General features: G+C 61.1%; 17 protein-coding genes and 1 tRNA gene. 6 read left to right on the plus strand and 12 right to left on the minus strand.

Annotation, left to right across the window (positions count from 1 at the left end):
* Nucleotides 1-92: 92 nt before the first annotated feature.
* The 7 genes from N688_RS20870 to N688_RS20900 all read right to left on the minus strand — a co-directional run bounded on the left by N688_RS20870 (nt 93) and on the right by N688_RS20900 (nt 6,612).
* Nucleotides 93-410, minus strand: coding sequence for a Rieske (2Fe-2S) protein (locus N688_RS20870; RefSeq protein ID WP_052891084.1), 318 nt, complete (start codon nt 408-410; stop codon nt 93-95).
* Between the two features lie 62 nt (nt 411-472).
* Entirely contained in the window at nt 473-1,207 is a 735-nt protein-coding gene (locus N688_RS20875) for an SDR family NAD(P)-dependent oxidoreductase (protein ID WP_052891085.1), read from the minus strand.
* Nucleotides 1,208-1,270: 63 nt separating this feature from the next.
* Nucleotides 1,271-1,681, minus strand: coding sequence for a Fe-S cluster assembly sulfur transfer protein SufU (gene sufU / locus N688_RS20880; RefSeq protein ID WP_052891086.1), 411 nt, complete (start codon nt 1,679-1,681; stop codon nt 1,271-1,273).
* 246 nt (nt 1,682-1,927) lie between these two features.
* Nucleotides 1,928-3,187, minus strand: coding sequence for a cysteine desulfurase (locus N688_RS20885; protein WP_052891087.1), 1,260 nt, complete (start codon nt 3,185-3,187; stop codon nt 1,928-1,930).
* A 273-nt stretch (nt 3,188-3,460) separates the two neighbouring features.
* Complete coding sequence (sufD, locus tag N688_RS20890) at nt 3,461-4,921, minus strand: Fe-S cluster assembly protein SufD (RefSeq protein WP_052891088.1); 1,461 nt, start codon at nt 4,919-4,921, stop codon at nt 3,461-3,463.
* Entirely contained in the window at nt 4,914-5,729 is an 816-nt protein-coding gene (gene sufC, locus N688_RS20895) for a Fe-S cluster assembly ATPase SufC (RefSeq protein ID WP_052891089.1), read from the minus strand. The genes sufD and sufC overlap by 8 nt, the downstream gene beginning before the upstream one ends.
* 379 nt (nt 5,730-6,108) lie before the next feature.
* Nucleotides 6,109-6,612: an RrF2 family transcriptional regulator gene (locus N688_RS20900; protein WP_052891090.1), complete on the minus strand. Its 504-nt coding sequence runs from the start codon at nt 6,610-6,612 to the stop codon at nt 6,109-6,111.
* A gap of 358 nt (nt 6,613-6,970) precedes the next feature.
* Between N688_RS20900 and N688_RS20905 the strand changes: the two genes are divergently transcribed.
* The 4 genes from N688_RS20905 to N688_RS20920 all read left to right on the plus strand — a co-directional run bounded on the left by N688_RS20905 (nt 6,971) and on the right by N688_RS20920 (nt 10,559).
* A complete protein-coding gene (locus N688_RS20905) occupies nt 6,971-7,345 on the plus strand; it encodes a hypothetical protein (RefSeq protein WP_156025585.1) in 375 nt (124 codons plus the stop codon).
* Nucleotides 7,346-7,638: 293 nt separating this feature from the next.
* A tRNA-Pro gene (locus N688_RS20910) sits at nt 7,639-7,714 on the plus strand.
* Nucleotides 7,715-8,198: 484 nt separating this feature from the next.
* Nucleotides 8,199-8,729, plus strand: coding sequence for an HNH endonuclease (locus tag N688_RS20915; protein WP_052891092.1), 531 nt, complete (start codon nt 8,199-8,201; stop codon nt 8,727-8,729).
* Nucleotides 8,730-9,032: 303 nt separating this feature from the next.
* On the plus strand, nt 9,033-10,559 hold the full coding sequence (locus N688_RS20920) for a DUF3536 domain-containing protein (protein ID WP_052891093.1): 1,527 nt from the start codon (nt 9,033-9,035) through the stop codon (nt 10,557-10,559).
* A 147-nt stretch (nt 10,560-10,706) separates the two neighbouring features.
* Here N688_RS20920 and N688_RS20925 read toward each other — a convergent pair whose 3' ends face one another.
* A complete protein-coding gene (locus N688_RS20925) occupies nt 10,707-12,413 on the minus strand; it encodes a L,D-transpeptidase (protein WP_052891094.1) in 1,707 nt (568 codons plus the stop codon).
* Nucleotides 12,414-12,418: 5 nt separating this feature from the next.
* Nucleotides 12,419-13,909 carry a signal recognition particle protein gene (ffh, locus tag N688_RS20930; protein ID WP_052891577.1) on the minus strand — a complete coding sequence of 497 codons (1,491 nt, stop codon included), beginning with the start codon at nt 13,907-13,909 and terminating at the stop codon, nt 12,419-12,421.
* Nucleotides 13,910-14,101: 192 nt separating this feature from the next.
* Here ffh and N688_RS20935 point away from each other — a divergent pair, with 192 nt between their 5' ends.
* Nucleotides 14,102-14,851 carry a class I SAM-dependent methyltransferase gene (locus N688_RS20935; RefSeq protein ID WP_052891095.1) on the plus strand — a complete coding sequence of 250 codons (750 nt, stop codon included), beginning with the start codon at nt 14,102-14,104 and terminating at the stop codon, nt 14,849-14,851.
* A gap of 54 nt (nt 14,852-14,905) precedes the next feature.
* Here N688_RS20935 and N688_RS20940 read toward each other — a convergent pair whose 3' ends face one another.
* Nucleotides 14,906-15,580 carry a helix-turn-helix domain-containing protein gene (locus N688_RS20940; protein ID WP_052891096.1) on the minus strand — a complete coding sequence of 225 codons (675 nt, stop codon included), beginning with the start codon at nt 15,578-15,580 and terminating at the stop codon, nt 14,906-14,908.
* 13 nt (nt 15,581-15,593) lie between these two features.
* On the minus strand, nt 15,594-16,397 hold the full coding sequence (locus N688_RS20945) for an RNA polymerase sigma factor (protein WP_052891097.1): 804 nt from the start codon (nt 16,395-16,397) through the stop codon (nt 15,594-15,596).
* 466 nt (nt 16,398-16,863) lie between these two features.
* On the opposite strand from N688_RS20945, the gene N688_RS20950 reads away from it, so the two are divergent.
* Nucleotides 16,864-17,160, plus strand: a complete 297-nt coding sequence (locus N688_RS20950; RefSeq protein ID WP_052891098.1) for a hypothetical protein — start codon at nt 16,864-16,866, stop codon at nt 17,158-17,160.
* Between the two features lie 141 nt (nt 17,161-17,301).
* Here the strand turns inward: N688_RS20950 and N688_RS20955 are convergent, their stop codons facing one another.
* Nucleotides 17,302-18,195: a hypothetical protein gene (locus N688_RS20955; protein WP_052891099.1), complete on the minus strand. Its 894-nt coding sequence runs from the start codon at nt 18,193-18,195 to the stop codon at nt 17,302-17,304.
* Nucleotides 18,196-18,204 lie beyond the last annotated feature (9 nt).

Raw genomic sequence — 18,204 nt, forward strand, 5'->3', positions numbered from 1 at the left:
CCAGCCAGTGAGAGCCAGACCAGAGAGTCCGAGGTCGCGGCACCAGCCCGCCTCTTCGTGAGCTGGCCGCGGCGATGGAGTGAGGGAGAAGCTCACTCGGGAGGAAGAGCCACCTTAATCAGGCCGTCCTCAACACGTACAGGATAGAGCACCAGATCCTGACGGGCAGGACCACGCAGGACCTTGCCAGTACGGAGATCGAACTGGGCTCCGTGAACGGGGCAAGTGAGGACGCCGTCCTGCAGCTCTCCCTCGTAAAGGCGTCCCCCAACGTGGGTACACTCTCCATTACAGGCATAGACCGCGCCGTCGACCTTGGCCAGGCAGATCGCTTCACCCTCAACCTCGACTCCCAACAGCTCCCCCTCACCCAGCTCATCCCAGCGTGCAACGGCCACAAACTCACTCATGGCAGCCTCATCCCCTCGCAAGAGTTGGTTTGTTCGTGCTCATCGCAGCCTTCCCCCATCATTCAGATGCCGCGTCCCTGGACAGGGATAATGGCCCCAGTGACGCCATCGCTGGCGGCGGTGGCCAGAAAGATAGCCACCTCGGCAATCTCGCGAGGACTGACCCACCGGGCGCGCAGCTCCTCGGGAGAGGGATGCAGCTCATCGAGATTGGACTGCGTGGCAATCAAGCCGGGGGCAATGGCGTTGACAGAGATCCCGACCGCCTTGCCTGCCTGAGCAAAGGTGCGCGTCAGGGCATCCACCCCCGCCTTGGCACAGTTGTAGGCCAGCGTCTGCGCCCCGGCGTTCTGAATGCTGTAGGCCCGGCTAAAGTTGATAATCTTGCCGCCTCCCTGGGCCAGCATCACCGGCCAAACCGCGCGCGTGCAGAGAAAGGCCGTGCGCAGATTATTATTCAGCTCCCGCTCCCAGTCCTCTAGCGCATACTCGTGAGGGGGAGCATACTTCGTCAGCCCGCCAGCCAGATTGACCAGCACATCGATGCGACCCTGCCAGGCCAGTGCCTCCGCCACCAGCTGCTCTGCTCCCTGCTCGCTGGTCAGATCCGCAGCCACTCCCTTGACCCTGGCGCCACGCTCCTGCAGCTCGGCAGCCCGAGCCGCCACCCGCTCCGCACTGCGCGAAGCAATTACCAGCGTTGCCCCCTCCTCAGCAAAAAAACCGGCCAGGGCAAAGCCCATCTGACCCGGATGGCTCACGCCGGTAATCACCGCAACTTTTCCTTCCAGACGCATCGTTCAGGCAGCTCCTTTCCGTCGCTTCACACATCCGCTGCCTTGCCAGACCCTATGAGCCGCCTACAGCTCATCATCGCGCTCCTCGGCATGCTCCGGGCGCTCCAGGCCAGCCAGGACCAGGCTTTTATGAAGGACGCGCAGCCCTAAGAAGGCGCACTTCATCCGCGCAGGACTGATGGGAATACCCAGCGCCTCCAGAATATCATCTTTGCCCAGGCGCACCACTTCTTCTACGCTCTTACCCTCCACCATCTCCGTCAGCATCGAGGTGGCCGCCTGACTGATCGCGCAGCCCCGGCCCTGAAAGCGCACCGCCGTAACGCGATCGCCTTCGACCAGGAGATCCATGCTCACCTGATCGCCACAGAGCGGATTGGAATCCTCCACGTGCACCGTCGGATTCTCCAGCCGCCCATAGTTGCGCGGATCGCGATAATGATCTAGAATATACTCACGATAATCCATCGACATCGCGCTGCCTCCAGGTAAGGAATCGACCAGGCGGCAAGACAAGATAGACTGACAAACAACCCCTGCCGCACCCCCCTCATCCCCCACCTACCCTGGTCTATCTCGCCTCGCCCAGTTCCTGTGCATCACGGCCCGGCACAGGCGCGGCCAGCCAGTGAGCGGCGGCAATCTTGTAAGCAAGCAAGCAAAGAAACAGGCAGGCAGGCAGCGTAAAGCGGCCAGGCACAGGATTATTATAGTATAGACCTAGAGCTGAAAAATCTCCAGCGCCCGCCGCAGTCCCTGGACCAGCACATCGATCTCTTCCGGCAGCGTATAGACATAGAAGCTGGCGCGGGCGGTTGCCACCAGGCCCAGATGCTCCATGAGAGGCTGTGCGCAGTGATGGCCAGCGCGAATAGCCACGCCGAACTCCTGATCGAGGATCGACGCCAGATCGTGGGGATGGATATCGGCCAGCGAAAAAGAGACCACCCCGCCGCGCTGCTCCCCCGAGGCTGGCCCATAGATTCGCAACTGAGGAACCGTCTGCAACCGCTCCAGCGCGTAGGCCGTAATCGCTCGCTCATGCTGGCGAACCCACTCCATGCCGAGCGCGCTCAAATAATCGACAGCCGCCCCCAGACCAACGGCCTCGGCAATGGCCGGCGTACCCGCCTCAAACTTCCAGGGCAGATCGTTCCAGGTCGAGGAGCGCAGGCTGACACTGCGGATCATATCGCCACCCCCCAGGAAAGGCGGCATGGCCTCCAAGAGCTCGCGCTTGCCGTAGAGCACCCCAATCCCGGTTGGGCCCAGCATCTTATGGCCGCTAAAACAAACAAAATCAGCATCCAGCTCCTGGACATCCAGCGGCAAATGAGGAGCACTCTGGGCGGCATCCACCAGGACCACAGCCCCAGCAGCGTGGGCCTGAGCGATCATCTCCTTCACAGGATTAATCGTCCCCAGGACATTGGACATTTGAGTAAAAGCCACCAGCTTCGGCCCCTGCTCCAGCAGCCGGGCATAGACATCCAGCTGCAGCAAGCCCTCGGGTGACACCGGGACAAACTCCAGCCGCGCCCCGCTACGCTGGGCCAGTAGCTGCCAGGGGACCAGATTGCTGTGATGCTCCATCGTTGTCAGCACAATCAGATCGCCGGCCCTAATGTTCGCCCACCCCCAGCTATAGGCCACCAGATTAATGCTCTCGGTCGTATTGCGCGTAAAAATGACCTGCCTGCTCTGGCGCGCGTTGATAAAGCGCGCCACCTTCGTCCGCGCGCGCTCCAGGGCCGCCGTCGCCTCCTCGCTAATCTCGTAGACACCGCGGTGCACATTGGCATGAGAGCTGCGATAGTAGGCATTCATGGCCTCAATGACCGCCAGCGGCTTCTGCGAACTGGCCGCGCTATCCAGATACACCAGCGGCTTGCCATGAACCTGCCGCGACAGAATCGGGAAATCGCCTCGGATCTCCTCCACACTGCGTGGCTCGCGGCGCACCTCAACAACGTCCTGCATGGTATTCCCTGATCTCTTTCTCTCTACAATGGGCTCGCCAGCTCGTTGGCGGGCCGCATCTCCCGTGCGGCCCACGGCAGGCAGACAGGCAGGGAGGAGGAAGAGCACCCCCCAGTCCTCTTCTTTGCCCGCCAGGCGAGCGCAACAGCAGCCAAAAGCCAATCAGAAAGCAAAGAAAGAAAGAAAGAAAGAAAGAAAGAGAGGAGGAGCCGCGAGCAAAGCTCGCATCCTCCATCCCTGGCCAGACGGGGCAGCGGGAGCCTCTGCCCGCGCCTACTCTGGCAGCAGACGGATCTCCTCCTCTTCCGAAGGGCGATCGAAGCTCACCGCGCTCTCATCAACGCCCTCGATCTCCCAGCGCTCCTGAGCCTCGATCCAGTCGGCCTCTGACTCGTGGCCGCCCCGCATGCGGCGCACAATATTGCGGCGCAGGCGCGTGCGCAGGCTATCGAGCGTAATACGCTGCAGGACCGGCTCAAAGAAGCCCTGGACGATAATGCGCTCGGCCTCATCCTTGGGAAGGCCACGAGCCATCAAGTAGAAGAGCTGCTCCTCATCGACCTGGCCGGTCGTTGCGCCGTGGCTCGCGCTCACCTCGTTGGCCCCGATCTCCAGACCAGGAATGGCCTCCGCGCGGCAATGCTTGCTCAGCAGCAGATTATGCTCCGACAAAAAGGAAGCCGTCTGCTGAGCCCCCGGCTGCACGCGGATCATCCCATCGAACTCCACCCGCGACTCATCGGTCAGCGCCCCATGCACCAGGGTCTCAGCATTGGTCGAGAGACCCACATGATTCGAGAGGCTCTTAATCACAAAGCGCTGATCCTGGTCGCTGAAGAAGACGCCCACCAGCTCGGCGGCGCTGCCATTGCCGATCAGATTCGAGCCAATATTAGAGAACGTCAGGCGGCTACCCAGATCGGCCATCACCCATGAGACGCTACTGTCGGCCTCATGGATCGAATTCTTATGCATCACGCTCCAGACGTTGCGGCCCAGGTCCTGGAGGCTGGTGAACTCGATGCGTGCCCCATTCCTGGTAAAGACCTCGACCACCGCGCTCAGCAGAGAAGGCTGCTCGCCCTCGAAGGTAGAAGCATACTCCTCCACATAGCGAGCGCTGCTCAGCTCATCGGCGATAATCAAGGTATGGGCAAAAGCCGCTGCTGACGGCGAATCGAGCCAGATCTGAGCCAGGATTGGCGCTTCGATCTCCACGCCGCTGGGAATATAGAGGAAGACGCCCCCGCTCCAGAAGGCCGCATGGAGGGCCGTATACTTATCGGTGGCCAGCGGCACAGCCTGGGTCATAAAGTAGCGCTGCACCAGATCGCCGTGCTCGCGCACCGCCGTATCAAGATCGGTCAGAATCACCCCGCGGCTCTTCAGCTCCTCGGACAGCTCGACGCGCACCACCGAGCTATTGCGCTGCAGCACCAGGCCCGAGCGCTCAGCAGCGCCGACCAGAGCATCGCGCAGCCCCTCCTCGATGGAAGGCGGTAGCGCTCCATCGCCATCGGCAGGCAGATAGGGATGCAGCTCCTGGAAATGGAAGCGCGCCAGCCGCTGCAGTGTCCCCAGATCGCCGCGTCGTCCCAGAGGAGCTGGCGTCTGCTCGTAGATCTCCCAGGCCTCCAGCCGCTTCTGCAGCATCCACTCAGGCTCACCCTTGCGGCGCGAGAGCGCAATGACCGCCTCACGAGAAAAGCCGGTTGTCGCCAGAGTCTCAGTCATTGACGCCCACCTCGCTCCCCTCGGGACGGAGCCACTCGTAGCCCTTCTCCTCCAGCTCCAGGGCCAGCTCCTTGCCGCCGGAGCGCACAACACGACCGTCGAACATCACATGTACGAAATCAGGCACAATGTAATTGAGGATGCGCTGATAGTGGGTAATCACCAGCAAGCCCAGCTTAGGGCCGCGGAGGGCATTGACGCTATCGGAGACGATCTTAAGGGCATCGATATCGAGGCCCGAGTCGGTCTCATCCATCATAGCGATCTCCGGCTCCAGCAGAGCCATCTGCAGGATCTCTGCGCGCTTCTTCTCGCCGCCGGAGAAACCATCATTGATCGAGCGATTGATGAAGCTATTATCGACCTTCAGCAGCTTCATCTTCTCGCGCAGCAGATTGCGGAACTCAGAGGGGGGGATCGTCTTGCGCGGGGCCGGTCTGCCGCCAGGGGTCTCCTCGCCGACGGGCCTGGGGCCTTCGCGCACTGCCTCCAGAGCGCGGCGCAGGAAGTTGGCCACACTCACCCCGGGGATCGCCATCGGATATTGGAACGCCAGGAAGAGGCCCATCCGAGCACGACGATCCGGCGAATACTCGAGAATATTCTCCCCCTTAAACCAGATTTCGCCGTCGGTGACCTCGTACTTGGGGTTGCCCATAATGACGTTGGCGAGCGTACTCTTGCCGGAGCCATTAGGACCCATCAGGGCATGGACCTCGCCCTGCCGCACCACCAGATCGACGCCACGCAAAATGGGCTTGCCCTCGATGCTGGCGTGAAGATTCTTAATGACCAATTCTGAAGCCATTAGCGAAAACCATCCTCCTTGGAAGAGCTTGAGATACGACGAGACTACCTCAGCCTGATAGCCATCGCTGCACGGCCTCTGCCAGATTGCATAGGCAAGGACCGGAGCGAGCTGGTTAGAAGATGACAGACTGGCTGCCTGGGTGCTGCACTGCGCTGAGCAGGGAGCTGTTCGCTCATCAGCCTGTCTGTCTGTCTGCCTGTCTATGTCACTGCATCCGGGGCAGTCTGGCGCGGCCCTCGAATCGAGCCGAGTCCTCAGCTCTCTTCGCGGTCATCTTCTGCCACCTCAGCCCTCGCCAACCCTCGCCCCACCGGCAGGCAGGCCCCACCGACCCATCCCCGGCTCACGGGCCCCACCCGGCTCAGCTCAACTCAGCTCACATAGCCGATGACGGAGCCACACGGATATCCGAGATGGAGATAAAGTGCGTTGGAGCGTTCTGCGCCTCCTGCTCGGAGGCGCCCACCAGATCGGCGAGAGTGATCGAATCCAGCGTCTGGGCGACAGCATCGCGCACCCTGGCCCAGAGGAACTTCGTCTTGCAGGAGTCGAGCAGACTGCAAATCTGCGTCATCTCTCCCTCCGTCGCGCAGATCATGGGCGCGATCGGCCCCTCCAGGACCCGCACAATCTCCCCCATCGTGATCTCCTCCGGCGGGCGGCTCAACCGATAACCACCATGTGCCCCGCGTGTGCTGACCACCAGCGGCGGCTCAGACTCACGCAGCAGCTTCACCAGCTGCTCCAGATACGCCAGAGACAACTGCTCGGCCTGGGCAATGTCGGTCAATGACCGCGGGCGCGAGCTGTAGTAGTGGCGAGCCAGATCAACCATGAGGCGTACGCCATACTCGCCTTTTGTGGAGACTCTCAGAATCATGGCCCGCTCCTTTCTCGCCCCGTGGGGAATGCTGATTCCTCGCTTTCATCGCTCCTACGCAGGTTACTCTTAATCCGACCTGCTCACTAGGATATATTCTAGCACTTCCGGCGGGAGAGCGTCAACCTCGCTCTGTGGCCGGCGGGATGCCGCTGCCGGTTCGCCACGTTTGCCGAGGATGAAGACCAGGCAGGAAAGCCCCAGAACAGGACGCAGAGACTGACCGATCATTCTATTGGCATGATATCAATCCTATCTTCAAAGACGTGCGAAAAACGGCTACTATAGAGGGAGAGCTGTGATGTGTCTGAGAGGACTCCACAGCAAGGGGAGTAGACAGTGAACAGCAAGGAGCTAGATGATGGAAGAAGAAGGGAAGCTCATTAAGAAGAGCCTCTGGCTCTTTGAGTACAACCGGGGCGACTCCGCCCTCTATCTTCAGCAGTTTTATGCCATCGATGAGAACGATGTGCGCCGCCAGATCGAGGAGTTCATCCGTCGCTCCAATTTTCCGGTCTATTGGGAGCGGCTGCGCCACGTGCCCAGCGGCTTCACCATCGGCTACTCCTCGCTCAGGGGAACCATCTACGAGCGGCCCGATGGCAGCGTGATAGAGGAGGCCGAGATCCACGCCCAGCCCACACCGCCGGAAACAGCGGTCCAGGCTCCTCCCCCAGGCGAGAGCACGTCAGAGACAGCCAGCGGCTCAGCCAGCGAGGCAGCACCCGGCTAACAGCTCAGCAATCTCGCCCTCTTCCTTCGCCTACCCTATTGCCAAGCCAAGACTGCCTGTGCTATACTATGCAACGACAAGAGGCATGCGAGAACGCGCGCGCCTGCAGGCCGCTCGTCAAGAGCCACAGTCGCAGCGACCTGGAGGCTACGTCTCAGCTCTGCCTCTCCACCAGCTCACGCTGGTGACGTCGTTCGTAGAATGTTCGTTTCGCCTCATCGATTGTACAGAAGGGAATAACCGAGCAGGGCAAACGAGCGAGACCGGCGAAGAACTTGCACGAGTCGGTTTAGCGGGGTGTAGCGCAGTGGCTAGCGCGCAGCGTTCGGGACGCTGAGGTCGGAGGTTCGAGTCCTCTCACCCCGACCAAGTTGGCACTTTCTCTTCCTGGAGCTCATCTCTCGTTGGTTTGTTACCTGGCCGGCCCAACAGCCGGCTAGCTCAACGGTCGGCTGAGGTCAGGTCAGGCCCGGCTACCGGTCCGATCCGCTAGAGCAGGGAGCTTGCAACTACGGTGGAACGCCGCTTGAAGACAGCAGAGAGTCTGGTGGACAGAGCCTTGCCTTCTGGCTCTCTCTGCTACCCACCTCTTAGCTGCCCGCCTGCGGCTCCCCTGGTGCTTCTTCAGTCCCCAGGCGCTCGGATCGGTGGTCTGTCCAACCCCTGCCTGATCGTGCAAGGTCAACGCCCGTCTCCCTGGCCAATCGGTGAGCAACGCAGGCGGCGATGAGAAGCTGACGAGAGGTGAGGCCCCGGCCTCTCTCTCCCTCTAGTCTCGGTTCGGTTCGGTTCGGCTTTCTCCTCGCTGTCTGCCCGGTGGTTCAGCTCTGACAGAGAGGAAGGAAAGCCATTCATGCCTGTCTTAGTTCTGAACTCTTCCTTTCAGCCTCTCTCGGTCATCTCAGAGCGTCGTCTGGTCGTCCTGCTGTCAAAGAAAAAGGTGACTTTCCTGGACGACGAGGTTCGCAAGGCCATTGAGGAGAATATTCAGGCCCGCCGCCTCGACCACGAGCGGCCCGTGATCGTACAGTTGCTCGCCAACGTCCGTGTTCCGCGCGTCGCCCTCCAGCCCACACGCGCGAATATCTTCCTGCGCGACGAGGAAACCTGTCAGTACTGCGGCAAGCGGACCCGCGAGCTGACGCTCGACCATGTCATCCCGCGCTCGCGTGGCGGTAAGAGCACCTGGGAGAACCTGGTGACTTCCTGCAAGGCCTGCAATAGCAAGAAGGGCAATCGCCTCCTCAAAGAGGTCAATATGCGCCTGATCCGCCAGCCTCGTCCGCTGACGCAGGAGTACGCCGGCGTCTTCCTGCTGCGTTACCCGAAGCTCCGTCAGGCTTATGAGGAGTTCTTGATGAGTACGCAGTCGCGCTCGGCCTGAACCGGGCGCGAGAACCACCGGCTCGGCGCTCCCAGCCAGGACGGGCGCGACGACCAGAGCCAGGCCGAGGTCAGCTCAGCTCAGCTCAGCTCAGCTCAGCTCAGCTCAGCTCAGCTGCTGCGACAGCTCTCCCTCTGGCTACCGTGACGCCATGAGTGGAACGCGCTTCCCTCGGCCTGCGTATATCTTATATGCCACGGGTTGGTTATGCTGTGCGCAGGGGTGGGAGAAGCACCGCTGGTAGAGGCAGAGGTGGTTGCGCAGCAGCTAACTCTGTGAGCAGATGAGAAGGTTCATTGGTCTATGCTTGAACAGCAAGCGGTGAGCGAGGCTGCAAGCCCCGGCGCTGCGCCTCTCTTTCTCTGCCTCCACGGGCACTTCTACCAGCCCCCGCGTGAGGACCCTTTCACTGGCGCTATTCCTGCCGAGGCCGAAGCCGCTCCCTTTGCCAATTTTAATGAGAAGATTACGGCGGAGTGCTACCGCCCCAATGCTGAGGCCGGCAATTTCGAGCTGATCAGTTATGACCTGGGGCCAACGCTGGCCTCCTGGTTGGCCGACCATCATCCCACTGTCCATCAGACAATCATCGAGGCCGACCGGCAGCACCGCGCCCGCTACGGCAGTGGCAATGCCCTGGCTCATCCCTACCATCATGTGATCCTCCCCCTGGCCAATAGCCGCGATAAGTATACCCAGATCGTCTGGGGCCTGGAGGATTTTCACCAGCGCTACGGGCGCGAGGCGGCAGGGATGTGGCTGCCCGAGACGGCAGTGGATATGGAGACGCTCGATCTCCTGGCTCGTTGCGGCATCACCTTCACAGTGCTGGCTCCCTGGCAGGCCGCTACCCCGGTAGATGTGACAGAACCCTATCTGGTGCGCCTGCCAGGGGGTCGCAGCATGACGGTCTTCTTCTACCACTCCCCGCTCTCTGGCGCGGTCTCCTTCGACGGCAATGCGACGGTGAACGCCGATCACTTTGCCTCGACGATTTTATCCGCTCATCTGGTACCAGAAAAGCTGGAGCGGCATGAGCCGCAGCTGATTTTGATCGCCACGGACGGCGAGCTGTATGGCCACCATTGGATCTGGCGCGATAAGTTTTTGACGCGCCTGGTGCGCTATAGCGCCGAGGCCGCTGGTTTCCAGTTGTCTACCCTGGAGCGCTACCTGCTTCTGCACCCTCCCCGACGCGAGGTGACGCTGCGTACACCAACGTCCTGGAGCTGCTTTCATGGGGTCGATCGCTGGGCCTGGGGCTGCGCCTGCACAGAAGGGCGCAGCGACTGGAAAGGGGCCTTGCGCCAGGCCCTGAATCGCCTGGCAGCTCGCGGCGATCAGCTCTTCGAGCGCTCCGCGGCAGAGGTACTACGCGATCCCTGGGCGGCCCGCAATGGCTACCTGGCTTTGCGCAATGGCTGGCGCTCACCCGAAAGCTTCTGGGAGGAGTTCGCCCGGCCCCTTGGCCAGGTGGGGAAAGCCGCCCTCGCTGAGAAGCGTCGGCGCGTCCTGCTCCTCCTGGAGGCCGAGTACTCCTTGCTATGCAGTTTTACCAGCTGCGCCTTTTTCTTTGAGGATCTGGATCGCATTGAGCCGCGCAATGCCCTGGCCTTCGCCCGACGAGCCATCAGTCTCTTCTGGCAGGCTTTGGGCGTTGACCTCCAAAGCGATTTTCTGCAGGACCTGCGCGCGGCCCATAGTTGGCACCGTCCCCTGAGCGGAACGGACCTCTACCAGCGTCTGCCACAGGTGCGCGCCGATCTGCTGCCGCCGTTGCCTGCTCCCCATCAGCTGGCGGAGGATAGCGAAGGCGAAGATGTCGCTTGAGGCACACCCCTCAACTCAAAGATCCCCTCCTCCTCCCAGCTTACCAGGCCAGGCTCTTCTTGCTCTCCTCCAGAAACGGGCGCTGCCCTCTCAAACAGAGCAGCGCCCGCATGCGGTCCCTCTCTTCTTGCTTGCTTGGTCAGGCAACTAGTAGATCACGATGACGGTGTTCCAGTCGGTGTGAGCATAGAGCCAGGCCATCTGGCTTTCCTGGACGTTGACACAGCCGTGGCTGCCGTTGCCAGCAAAGCTCTCGTCGCCGCCACTGTCATAATGAGGGAACTGGGTCCCAGGGCCAAAATCGGCGCGCCACCAGGCATCGTGGACGAAGAAGCCGCCCCAGTGATAGAGAATGGCATAGTTGATGTGCGTGGGGGGATAGTAGTAGGGCGAGCCTGGGGGATCGCTCGACTTAAACTCGGTCGGCGATTCACGGCTCTGCGTCGGCCAGACCCCCGGCAGAGCCGGACGCTCGACTCGACCCGTGGTGACCAGGAAGGCATTCACCAGCTTGCCATGATCGTAGATGCGCATGGCCTGCTCGGTGAAGGAGACCATCAGCACCTGGGAGCCGCGCAGGCGGTAGTGGTCGAGGATCTGTAGATCGGTCTGGTGAACCTTGTTGTAGGGCGTGTGGTCGTTGTAGTTCTGCTCCATCATGTGGAGATTGAAGAGCAGATTCTGCTCCTCATCAACGACCGCCTGATAGTCCTCGGTGGTGTAGGTCCAGCTCAGCTCACGATTGAGCCAGTAGCCAATACCGTCAAGGGTGTAGCCGGCATCGAGAATGTAGTTGTTGCCGTCAAATTTATCATGATAGAGATGGGCCTTGCCCCAGCTACGGGCCTGGCGGTCGATCTCGTTCACCAACCAGTGAGCCTCGCCGCGTACAAGGTCGGGATACATGGCGGCCATATCGGCATCGATCTGGCGCGAGACGGCCAGATATTGCTCTAGCGTTGTGGCCCGCTCCATCGCCGCTTTGTCGACATTGTAGCGCTGCTGATAGCTGCTGGCATCGATGCCATATTTCTTGAGATCGTCGATCTGGGCCTTAAAGGTGTTGAGCTTGACGCTGCCAACGTAAGGAACAGCCTGAATAGAATTGACCACCGCCAGCTCGTACTGGGCATTGATCAGGCTCTGTAGATACTGGAATTCGCTGGGCTTCCTGGCCTGGTTGAAGGTCTGCAGGTCGTCTTGATATTGGGCCTGCATGGCCGTGACATCTATGTTCGCCTTCTGTAGCTGCTTGATCGTATTCTGCAAGGCCACCAGCCGATCATGTGTCGTCTTCATCAGATTTAAAGCCTGGGTATGGGTCTGAGCCTCCTTACTGATCGCAGCATAATCTCGGGGATAGCGCGCTGTGGCCATCAGATCCTGATCATGCTGATATTGCTGCGTAAAAAATTGAAGATTGCCAAAACCATCGACACGGCGCGCCGTCAGGGCATCCTGGAAATTCTGCATATCCTGCTGGGCCCGCGTCTGAAATTGTTCAGTAGTAGTATTAATAACTTGTTGAGTTTGATCGTGCAAATGCTTGTATTGGCTGGTCAGATGAGTATAATAGGCTGTGACTGGCCGATCGTCGAACGGAGAGAACGGAGGGGAACTGCTGCTGAGAGTCGCCTCCTGCTTTTGAATCGGTTGCAATAGAGTGGCGGGTACACCGATAGAGAGAGCGTAGTGCAACAACTGATCGAGCTGATCTTTGCTCTGGCTGGCCTGCTGGCGGGCCTGGGAATCGCCGCCGCAGGCGCTCATGAGCAGCAGGAGCAGCATCAAGCTCAGCAAGAGCAGCGCGCCAGGCGCGGGTGGGCGAGCGCGGGGCTGAGGTCTGGCCGGCATAGGGATTACCTCCTCTTTTTCTGCTTGGCCTTTTGCTTTTTCCGTTCCTTACGGGCAGCCTTGCCGGTCTTCTTAGGCTCCCCGCTGTTCAGCTGAGGCAGGCTCGGAGCAGCCGGCATACCGGGCAGGCCAGCCGCCAGGCCGCCGCCATCGCTGGCGTACTGGCGCATCAAGCGAGCCCAGGGACCTTTGCCGCTGGAGAGCTGGCGTAGCATGGCACGTGTCTCATTGAACTGAGCGAGGAGCTGATTGACCTCCTGCACGCTGGTACCGCTGCCGCGTGCGATGCGTCGGCGTCGGCTGCCATTAATACTATCGGGATTGCGTCGCTCCTCGGGCGTCATCGAGAGGATGATCGCCTCGACATGCTTCAAAGGATCACCCTCCAGGGCCTCATCCATCTCGGGCAAAGCGGCCAGCTTGTTGAAGCCGGGCAACATCTCCAGAATGGAGCGCAGGGGTCCCATGCGCTTGAGCTGGCGCATCGCCTTGAGGAAGTCCTCCAGGTCAAACTGTCCCTGCTGCAAGCGGGCCTGGGTCTGGAGCGCCTCTTGTTGATCAATGGCCTCCTGCGCTCGCTCGATGAGCGTCAGGACGTCGCCCATTCCCAGTATACGCGAGGCCAAACGGTCGGGGTAAAACGGTTCCAGGGCATCCGTCTTTTCACCGACGCCCAGGAACTTAATGGGCACCCCCGTGACCGCCCGAATCGAGAGAGCCGCGCCACCACGGGCATCGCCATCCATCTTGGTCAGGATCATTCCCGTCAGCGCTACCGCCTGGTTGAAGTCGCTGGCCACACGTACCGCCTCCTGACCAGTCATGGCGTCGGCCACAAGCAGGACCTCGCGCGGCTGCACCCGGCGGCGAATGGCAATGACCTCCTGCATCATCTGCTCATCGATGTTGAGACGCCCGGCAGTATCCAGAATAACGACAGAGGCAGCCTGCTCGCGGGCGTAGTCGACGGCATGGACGCAGATGTCGACCGGGTTGGCTCCCATCGGCTCGGCATAGACAGGAATTGAGAGCTGCTTGCCCAGGGTCTGCAGCTGGCGCACAGCCGCTGGCCGATACATGTCGGCAGCCACGAGCAGCGGACGCTGGCCTTCCCTGCGCAAATAGTTGGCCAGCTTTGCCGCCGTCGTGGTCTTACCTGAGCCTTGTAGCCCGACCAGCATGATGACATTGGGTGGTGGACCTCCCAGGTCAAGCCGATTCTGACTTCCTTCGCCACCCAGCATCTCGATGAGTTCGTCATGCACGATCTGCAGCACTTGCTGAGCCGGCGAGAAGCTCCCCAAGACCTCTGCACCAATGGCTTTGGCCCGCACGCGCTCGACAAACTGGCGCACTACCCGGAGGTTGACATCCGCATCAAGCAGGGCCATGCGCACTTCACGCATGGCTTCATTGACGTCAGCCTCGGTCAGCTTTCCCTTGCCACTCAGCCCGCTGAAGATTCCTTCAAGGCGCTTTGAGAGACTTTCAAACATAGCCATAGGAACAGGTTCCTCTCTCCACCAATCGCGTAATCAGTCGCCCTATTATACCATCTTTCCCGGCTCTGTTCGCACCCGTTGTAAGGATACTCCCTTTTCTGTACAACTCCCCGACGAAAAGCGACCATTCCTATTACTATATAATCGATGAGCATGCCCTATAGTCTCTTGAGGGAGAAGGCTGGTATGTTTCTCGTAAAACGCTGGCAGAAGAGGTTTTTTTCCAGTGCTCACCCTTTTCGGTGGCAGTTACAGCTGACGGTGGCGCGCAGCGCCTATATAGAGGCGGCAGCGGCGCGCTTCTATGGGGGGCCAGTCCTGGGGCAAGAGGAGATCCTGGTCGTGGGCTGTGGCCAGGGTCAGCTCTGCGAGGAGCTGGCGCGACGCGGGGCCATCATCGTGGGGCTTGACGATTCGCCGTCGGTTCTGGAGCAGGCAGAGCGCCATGCCCGCCAGAGCGGCCTGGGCCATTTGATCGCCTATCTGCGTGGGCAGGCTGAGGCTCTCCCTTTCGCCACCGGCTCCTTCTCGATGGTCGTCTGCTTGCAGGCCCTGGAGCAGGTCAAAGACTTACGGGCGGCCATTGCCGAAATGGCGCGTGTGCTGGCTCCAGGCGGCCTGCTGGTCTTTGAGGCCCTCAATGACAGCTGGCCAGTGCGCTTGCTGTTGGGCTGGCCGGGAAGGCGCCGGCCACTGGTGCTCGAACAGAAGAAGGCTGGCCGACCGCGGGGCCTCATTCGTCCGCGTGAGCTGGCTTTCCTGCTCACCGCCTCTGGTCTGCACCCTGTCGAGATAGGCCGCTTTCTCCCCCGCGACATTGCCGACGGCGGCCTCATCTGGAGCCTCAGCCGCGTCACGAGGGCCCGCTACCTCGGCTACGCGCTACGCCTGCCTCCGCCACGGCCAGACTGCTCGTTGTGCCAGGGAGCTGGGTGACGAGCCAGCCCCAACCAGGAAGCAAGAGGATGGGCGGCGAGCCAGGCGGCGCGCTTACTCCTCTAACCAGCTGCGCTTCTCTTGCTCGCTCATATCGCTGCGGGCAATGGCCTCAGCCAGGCTCTGCCTGGCTGGCGCTTCCTGGCGTTGTCGCCGAGCTGCCTCGCCTGTCTGCCGGCGGTTGAGGGCGAGGGTTGGCTGACTGTTGCGCAGCAGCTCGCCGAACTCGTGCGGGCTGATGTCGAAGAAGTTCGCCAGCCGTTCAAGTTGGCGAGCGCTAAGGCTCAGCAGATCGATCAGGCCATCCTCAAACTTTTTCCAGACGTCGACGCCCAGGCGCAAACCGCGCGCCGCTTCGGTCAGGCTTAGCCGACGTCGCTGGCGCAGTTCACGCAGGGTTCTAACGGAAGCCAGCAAGGCGGTTGAGGCTTCGGGCCTGTCCTGAGCCCTGGCCTCGCTGCTCTGATTGAGGCCGAAGACGCGGGCCAGCGCACGCTGACAGGCTCGCTCCGTCAGGGGGAGCAGCTGGATCTCTTCAGGCGAGGCGAGCGTGTCATGTTCTTGCGCCAGCGCCGTCGCGTGGTAGGCTGCGATGAAGTCGATGAGATCCCCCTGGGCCTCGGGATGCGCGCGCAAGAGTGCGATTTGAGCCTGCTTATCGCCGCGTTCCTCGGCGGCCAGCCAGGCCATCTTCAGCTGCTGGATTGTCTGGCGATCGATGCTTGCCATGATTGACGCCTCCTCACCTTTGCTGGTTCTGCCCGTGAACCGTGGGCACATGCTGCGCTGGTCGTCGCTGATGCGTCAGCTGCATCAGCGCTGCTTCCAATTCCTCTCGCTCGCGATCGAGGCAGGCACGCAGGTAGGTCCGGGCCTTCTCATAGCGCAGGCGCACCGTGCGCTCGGTCCGCTGACAAAGCTGCGCGATATCGTCCCACTTCAAACCCTGGAAGACGCGCAGCACCACAATCTTGCGATCGAGCGGGTCCGAGAGATAGGCTAGAATACGCCTGCTCTCTTCAAGGGCATGCAGGCGCTCATAGGCATCCTGGGGATCGGCCACGTCGGCGCCGGGCGATCCTTCTTCCTCGGAGGGACTGGCCTGGAGCGATTCGATCAGAGAACGAGGGATGTGCTGCGGCTGTCCCGCAGGGCGTCCCTCGCTGTCGCGCCGGTAGTGCAGCCCCTCCTGACGGAGGACGCGCGTGAACTCGTCTGCACAGAGACAGCGCAAATAATGGGGGAAATTCTGAGTCATGAACACCTCCTGTGAGTCAAGGGCCTCGCGCAGGAGATGCTCGACCATATTGGCAATGGCTTCCTCGCGCAGATCGGGCCGATGGCGTAAGCCTTGAGTGCGCCGCTGAAATTCTGGCCCACAGCGTTCGACCAGCGCCTCAGAGAGGAGCCGGACACGCTCGCTGTCTCCCTGCGCATCACAGGCACGGATCGCTAGCACCAGCTCGGCCTCACTGATCAGATAGCGGCCTTCCGGGTTCCTGCGCCGTAGTTGCTCCCTGAGAGCAGGGTCCTGCAGGTTGATCATGCCTATGCTCTCCCCTTCTCTTGTTTCAGGTGATCTGGTCTCCCCAGGCATGGCAGTAAGCGCGCTTTTCAGATGACTTGCTATTCACTCTTTCTTTTCGCGGCTGGCCAAAACGGAAAGGCCGACCTGGGCCTCGTCTTCACCCGGCGAGACATCGTCTCCCCATCCCCACCCGGCAGCATAGCAGAAAGGTCCTCCCTAAGCAAGCCCGCAGCCCGCTTCCTTCGCCACTCAGGGCGGCACACTCCCAATAACCAGGGCAACAGAGCGCGACAACGCTATGGACGAGGCGCCAGCTTTGCGCTATCATCTAGCTGGATGACCTGTCTCCTCTTCCTTATACAGGTTTTCAACCGTGGCGAGGACTGTTCTCCAGCGTAGAGAGCGCACTCCGCTCAACACATCTTTTCTACGCTGCTACGCTTTTTGAGACTGCGAGCACAGAGAAGGAAGGTGGTTAACAGAGATGGAGCTGGAAAAGGTAAAGCCGTCACAAGTACCGACCGTCGCGCCGAAGTATCCGCAATGGCCGACCTCGCGCCGCGGGCCACAGGCCACAGAGCCACCACCGGGCTATCGCCCGGTGCCCGTGCGCAGCGATCAGGTCATTGAGCTGGCAGCTGGCGTCACGTGGAGCGAAACGGGCATTCGGTTTCTGGAGCAGATGGGGCTAAAGCCACAGGGCCAGAACAGTCAGGAAGAGCTGCCCAAGGAGAAGGGCTGGCTCCGGCTGCGTAAGTCGCGCCCCGATCTTCCCCGCTGAGCCGAGCGATTGACCTGGTCTGGCCTGGAGCCTGCCAGACTCAGGCCAGGCTGGGACGGGATGGATGAAACACAGTGGGGCCGCGCAGCCCTCATACCAGACAGAGACTATAACCGCATGGCAGCCTCCCCCGGCGGCGTTTCAGCAGCGCCAGGGTACGCTCAGCTGCCGATTATTCCAGGAGAAGATGAGTTTTCCCGAGATCGGACAGGTCGCGGGGAGATAGATAATCACCTGCTGCTGTTGTCCTGGCTCAATGCTGCTACTGGCGGGATTAAAGCGGGCGGCAACGCCCTGGGACCAGGCTTGCCAGCGTACATTGCCCGCCGGCCCGCTAGCCATAAGCGTGGCTGTACAGCGATAACCGTTATCGGGAAGGCAGTTGGCTGGGCTAAAACTCTGTGGGAAGAGGGCAAGCTCGATAGCCGCATCGTCCTGCCCGCGCTGGACTCCTGCCAGTTTGCCACTGGCAGTGGCCGACAGAAGCGAGGCCGGAGTCAGACCCTCACGCGCCGCCAAGACCCCTACAAGATAGACCAGGAGGCTGATACTCACCAGCAGCAGTAGCAAAGAGGCGATCAGGGTCCCTATCCAGAGCTTCTTGAAAGGGGGATCAGCCGCTCTTCTGTGAGTGGCTCTCTGAGACAGTCCTGGCCAGGGCCTGCTTCGAACGCGCGGAGCACGCGGGGATGGCTCGGGCGGTAGCACCGGCAGCGTTGGTGCGCTGTAGAAAGCCGCCTGCGACCCTGCGCTGCCCTGACCAGGACGCTCTAATGGGAGGGTGTCTTCACGGTGATCAGCCACCATAGCGCCCGGCGCTGGCACAACCAGCGCTTGCTCTTGTCGCCCGTCACCACCACCCTCAGCGACAGCTGAGACCGTTCGGGCAGGAATCTCTTCCTCCACCTTCTCTCTCTTCTCCGTGGGCACCTCTTCCTCTCCGCCAGCAGGGAGGTGGCGCAGCTCCGACTCGCCGGCACCTTCCTCACCAGGCCGCGACTCTCCCAGCGATGGCTTTTCCAATGAGCCGGTCATAACAATCTC

This window comes from Thermogemmatispora carboxidivorans (assembly GCF_000702505.1).
Classification (GTDB): Bacteria; Chloroflexota; Ktedonobacteria; order Ktedonobacterales; family Ktedonobacteraceae; genus Thermogemmatispora; species Thermogemmatispora carboxidivorans.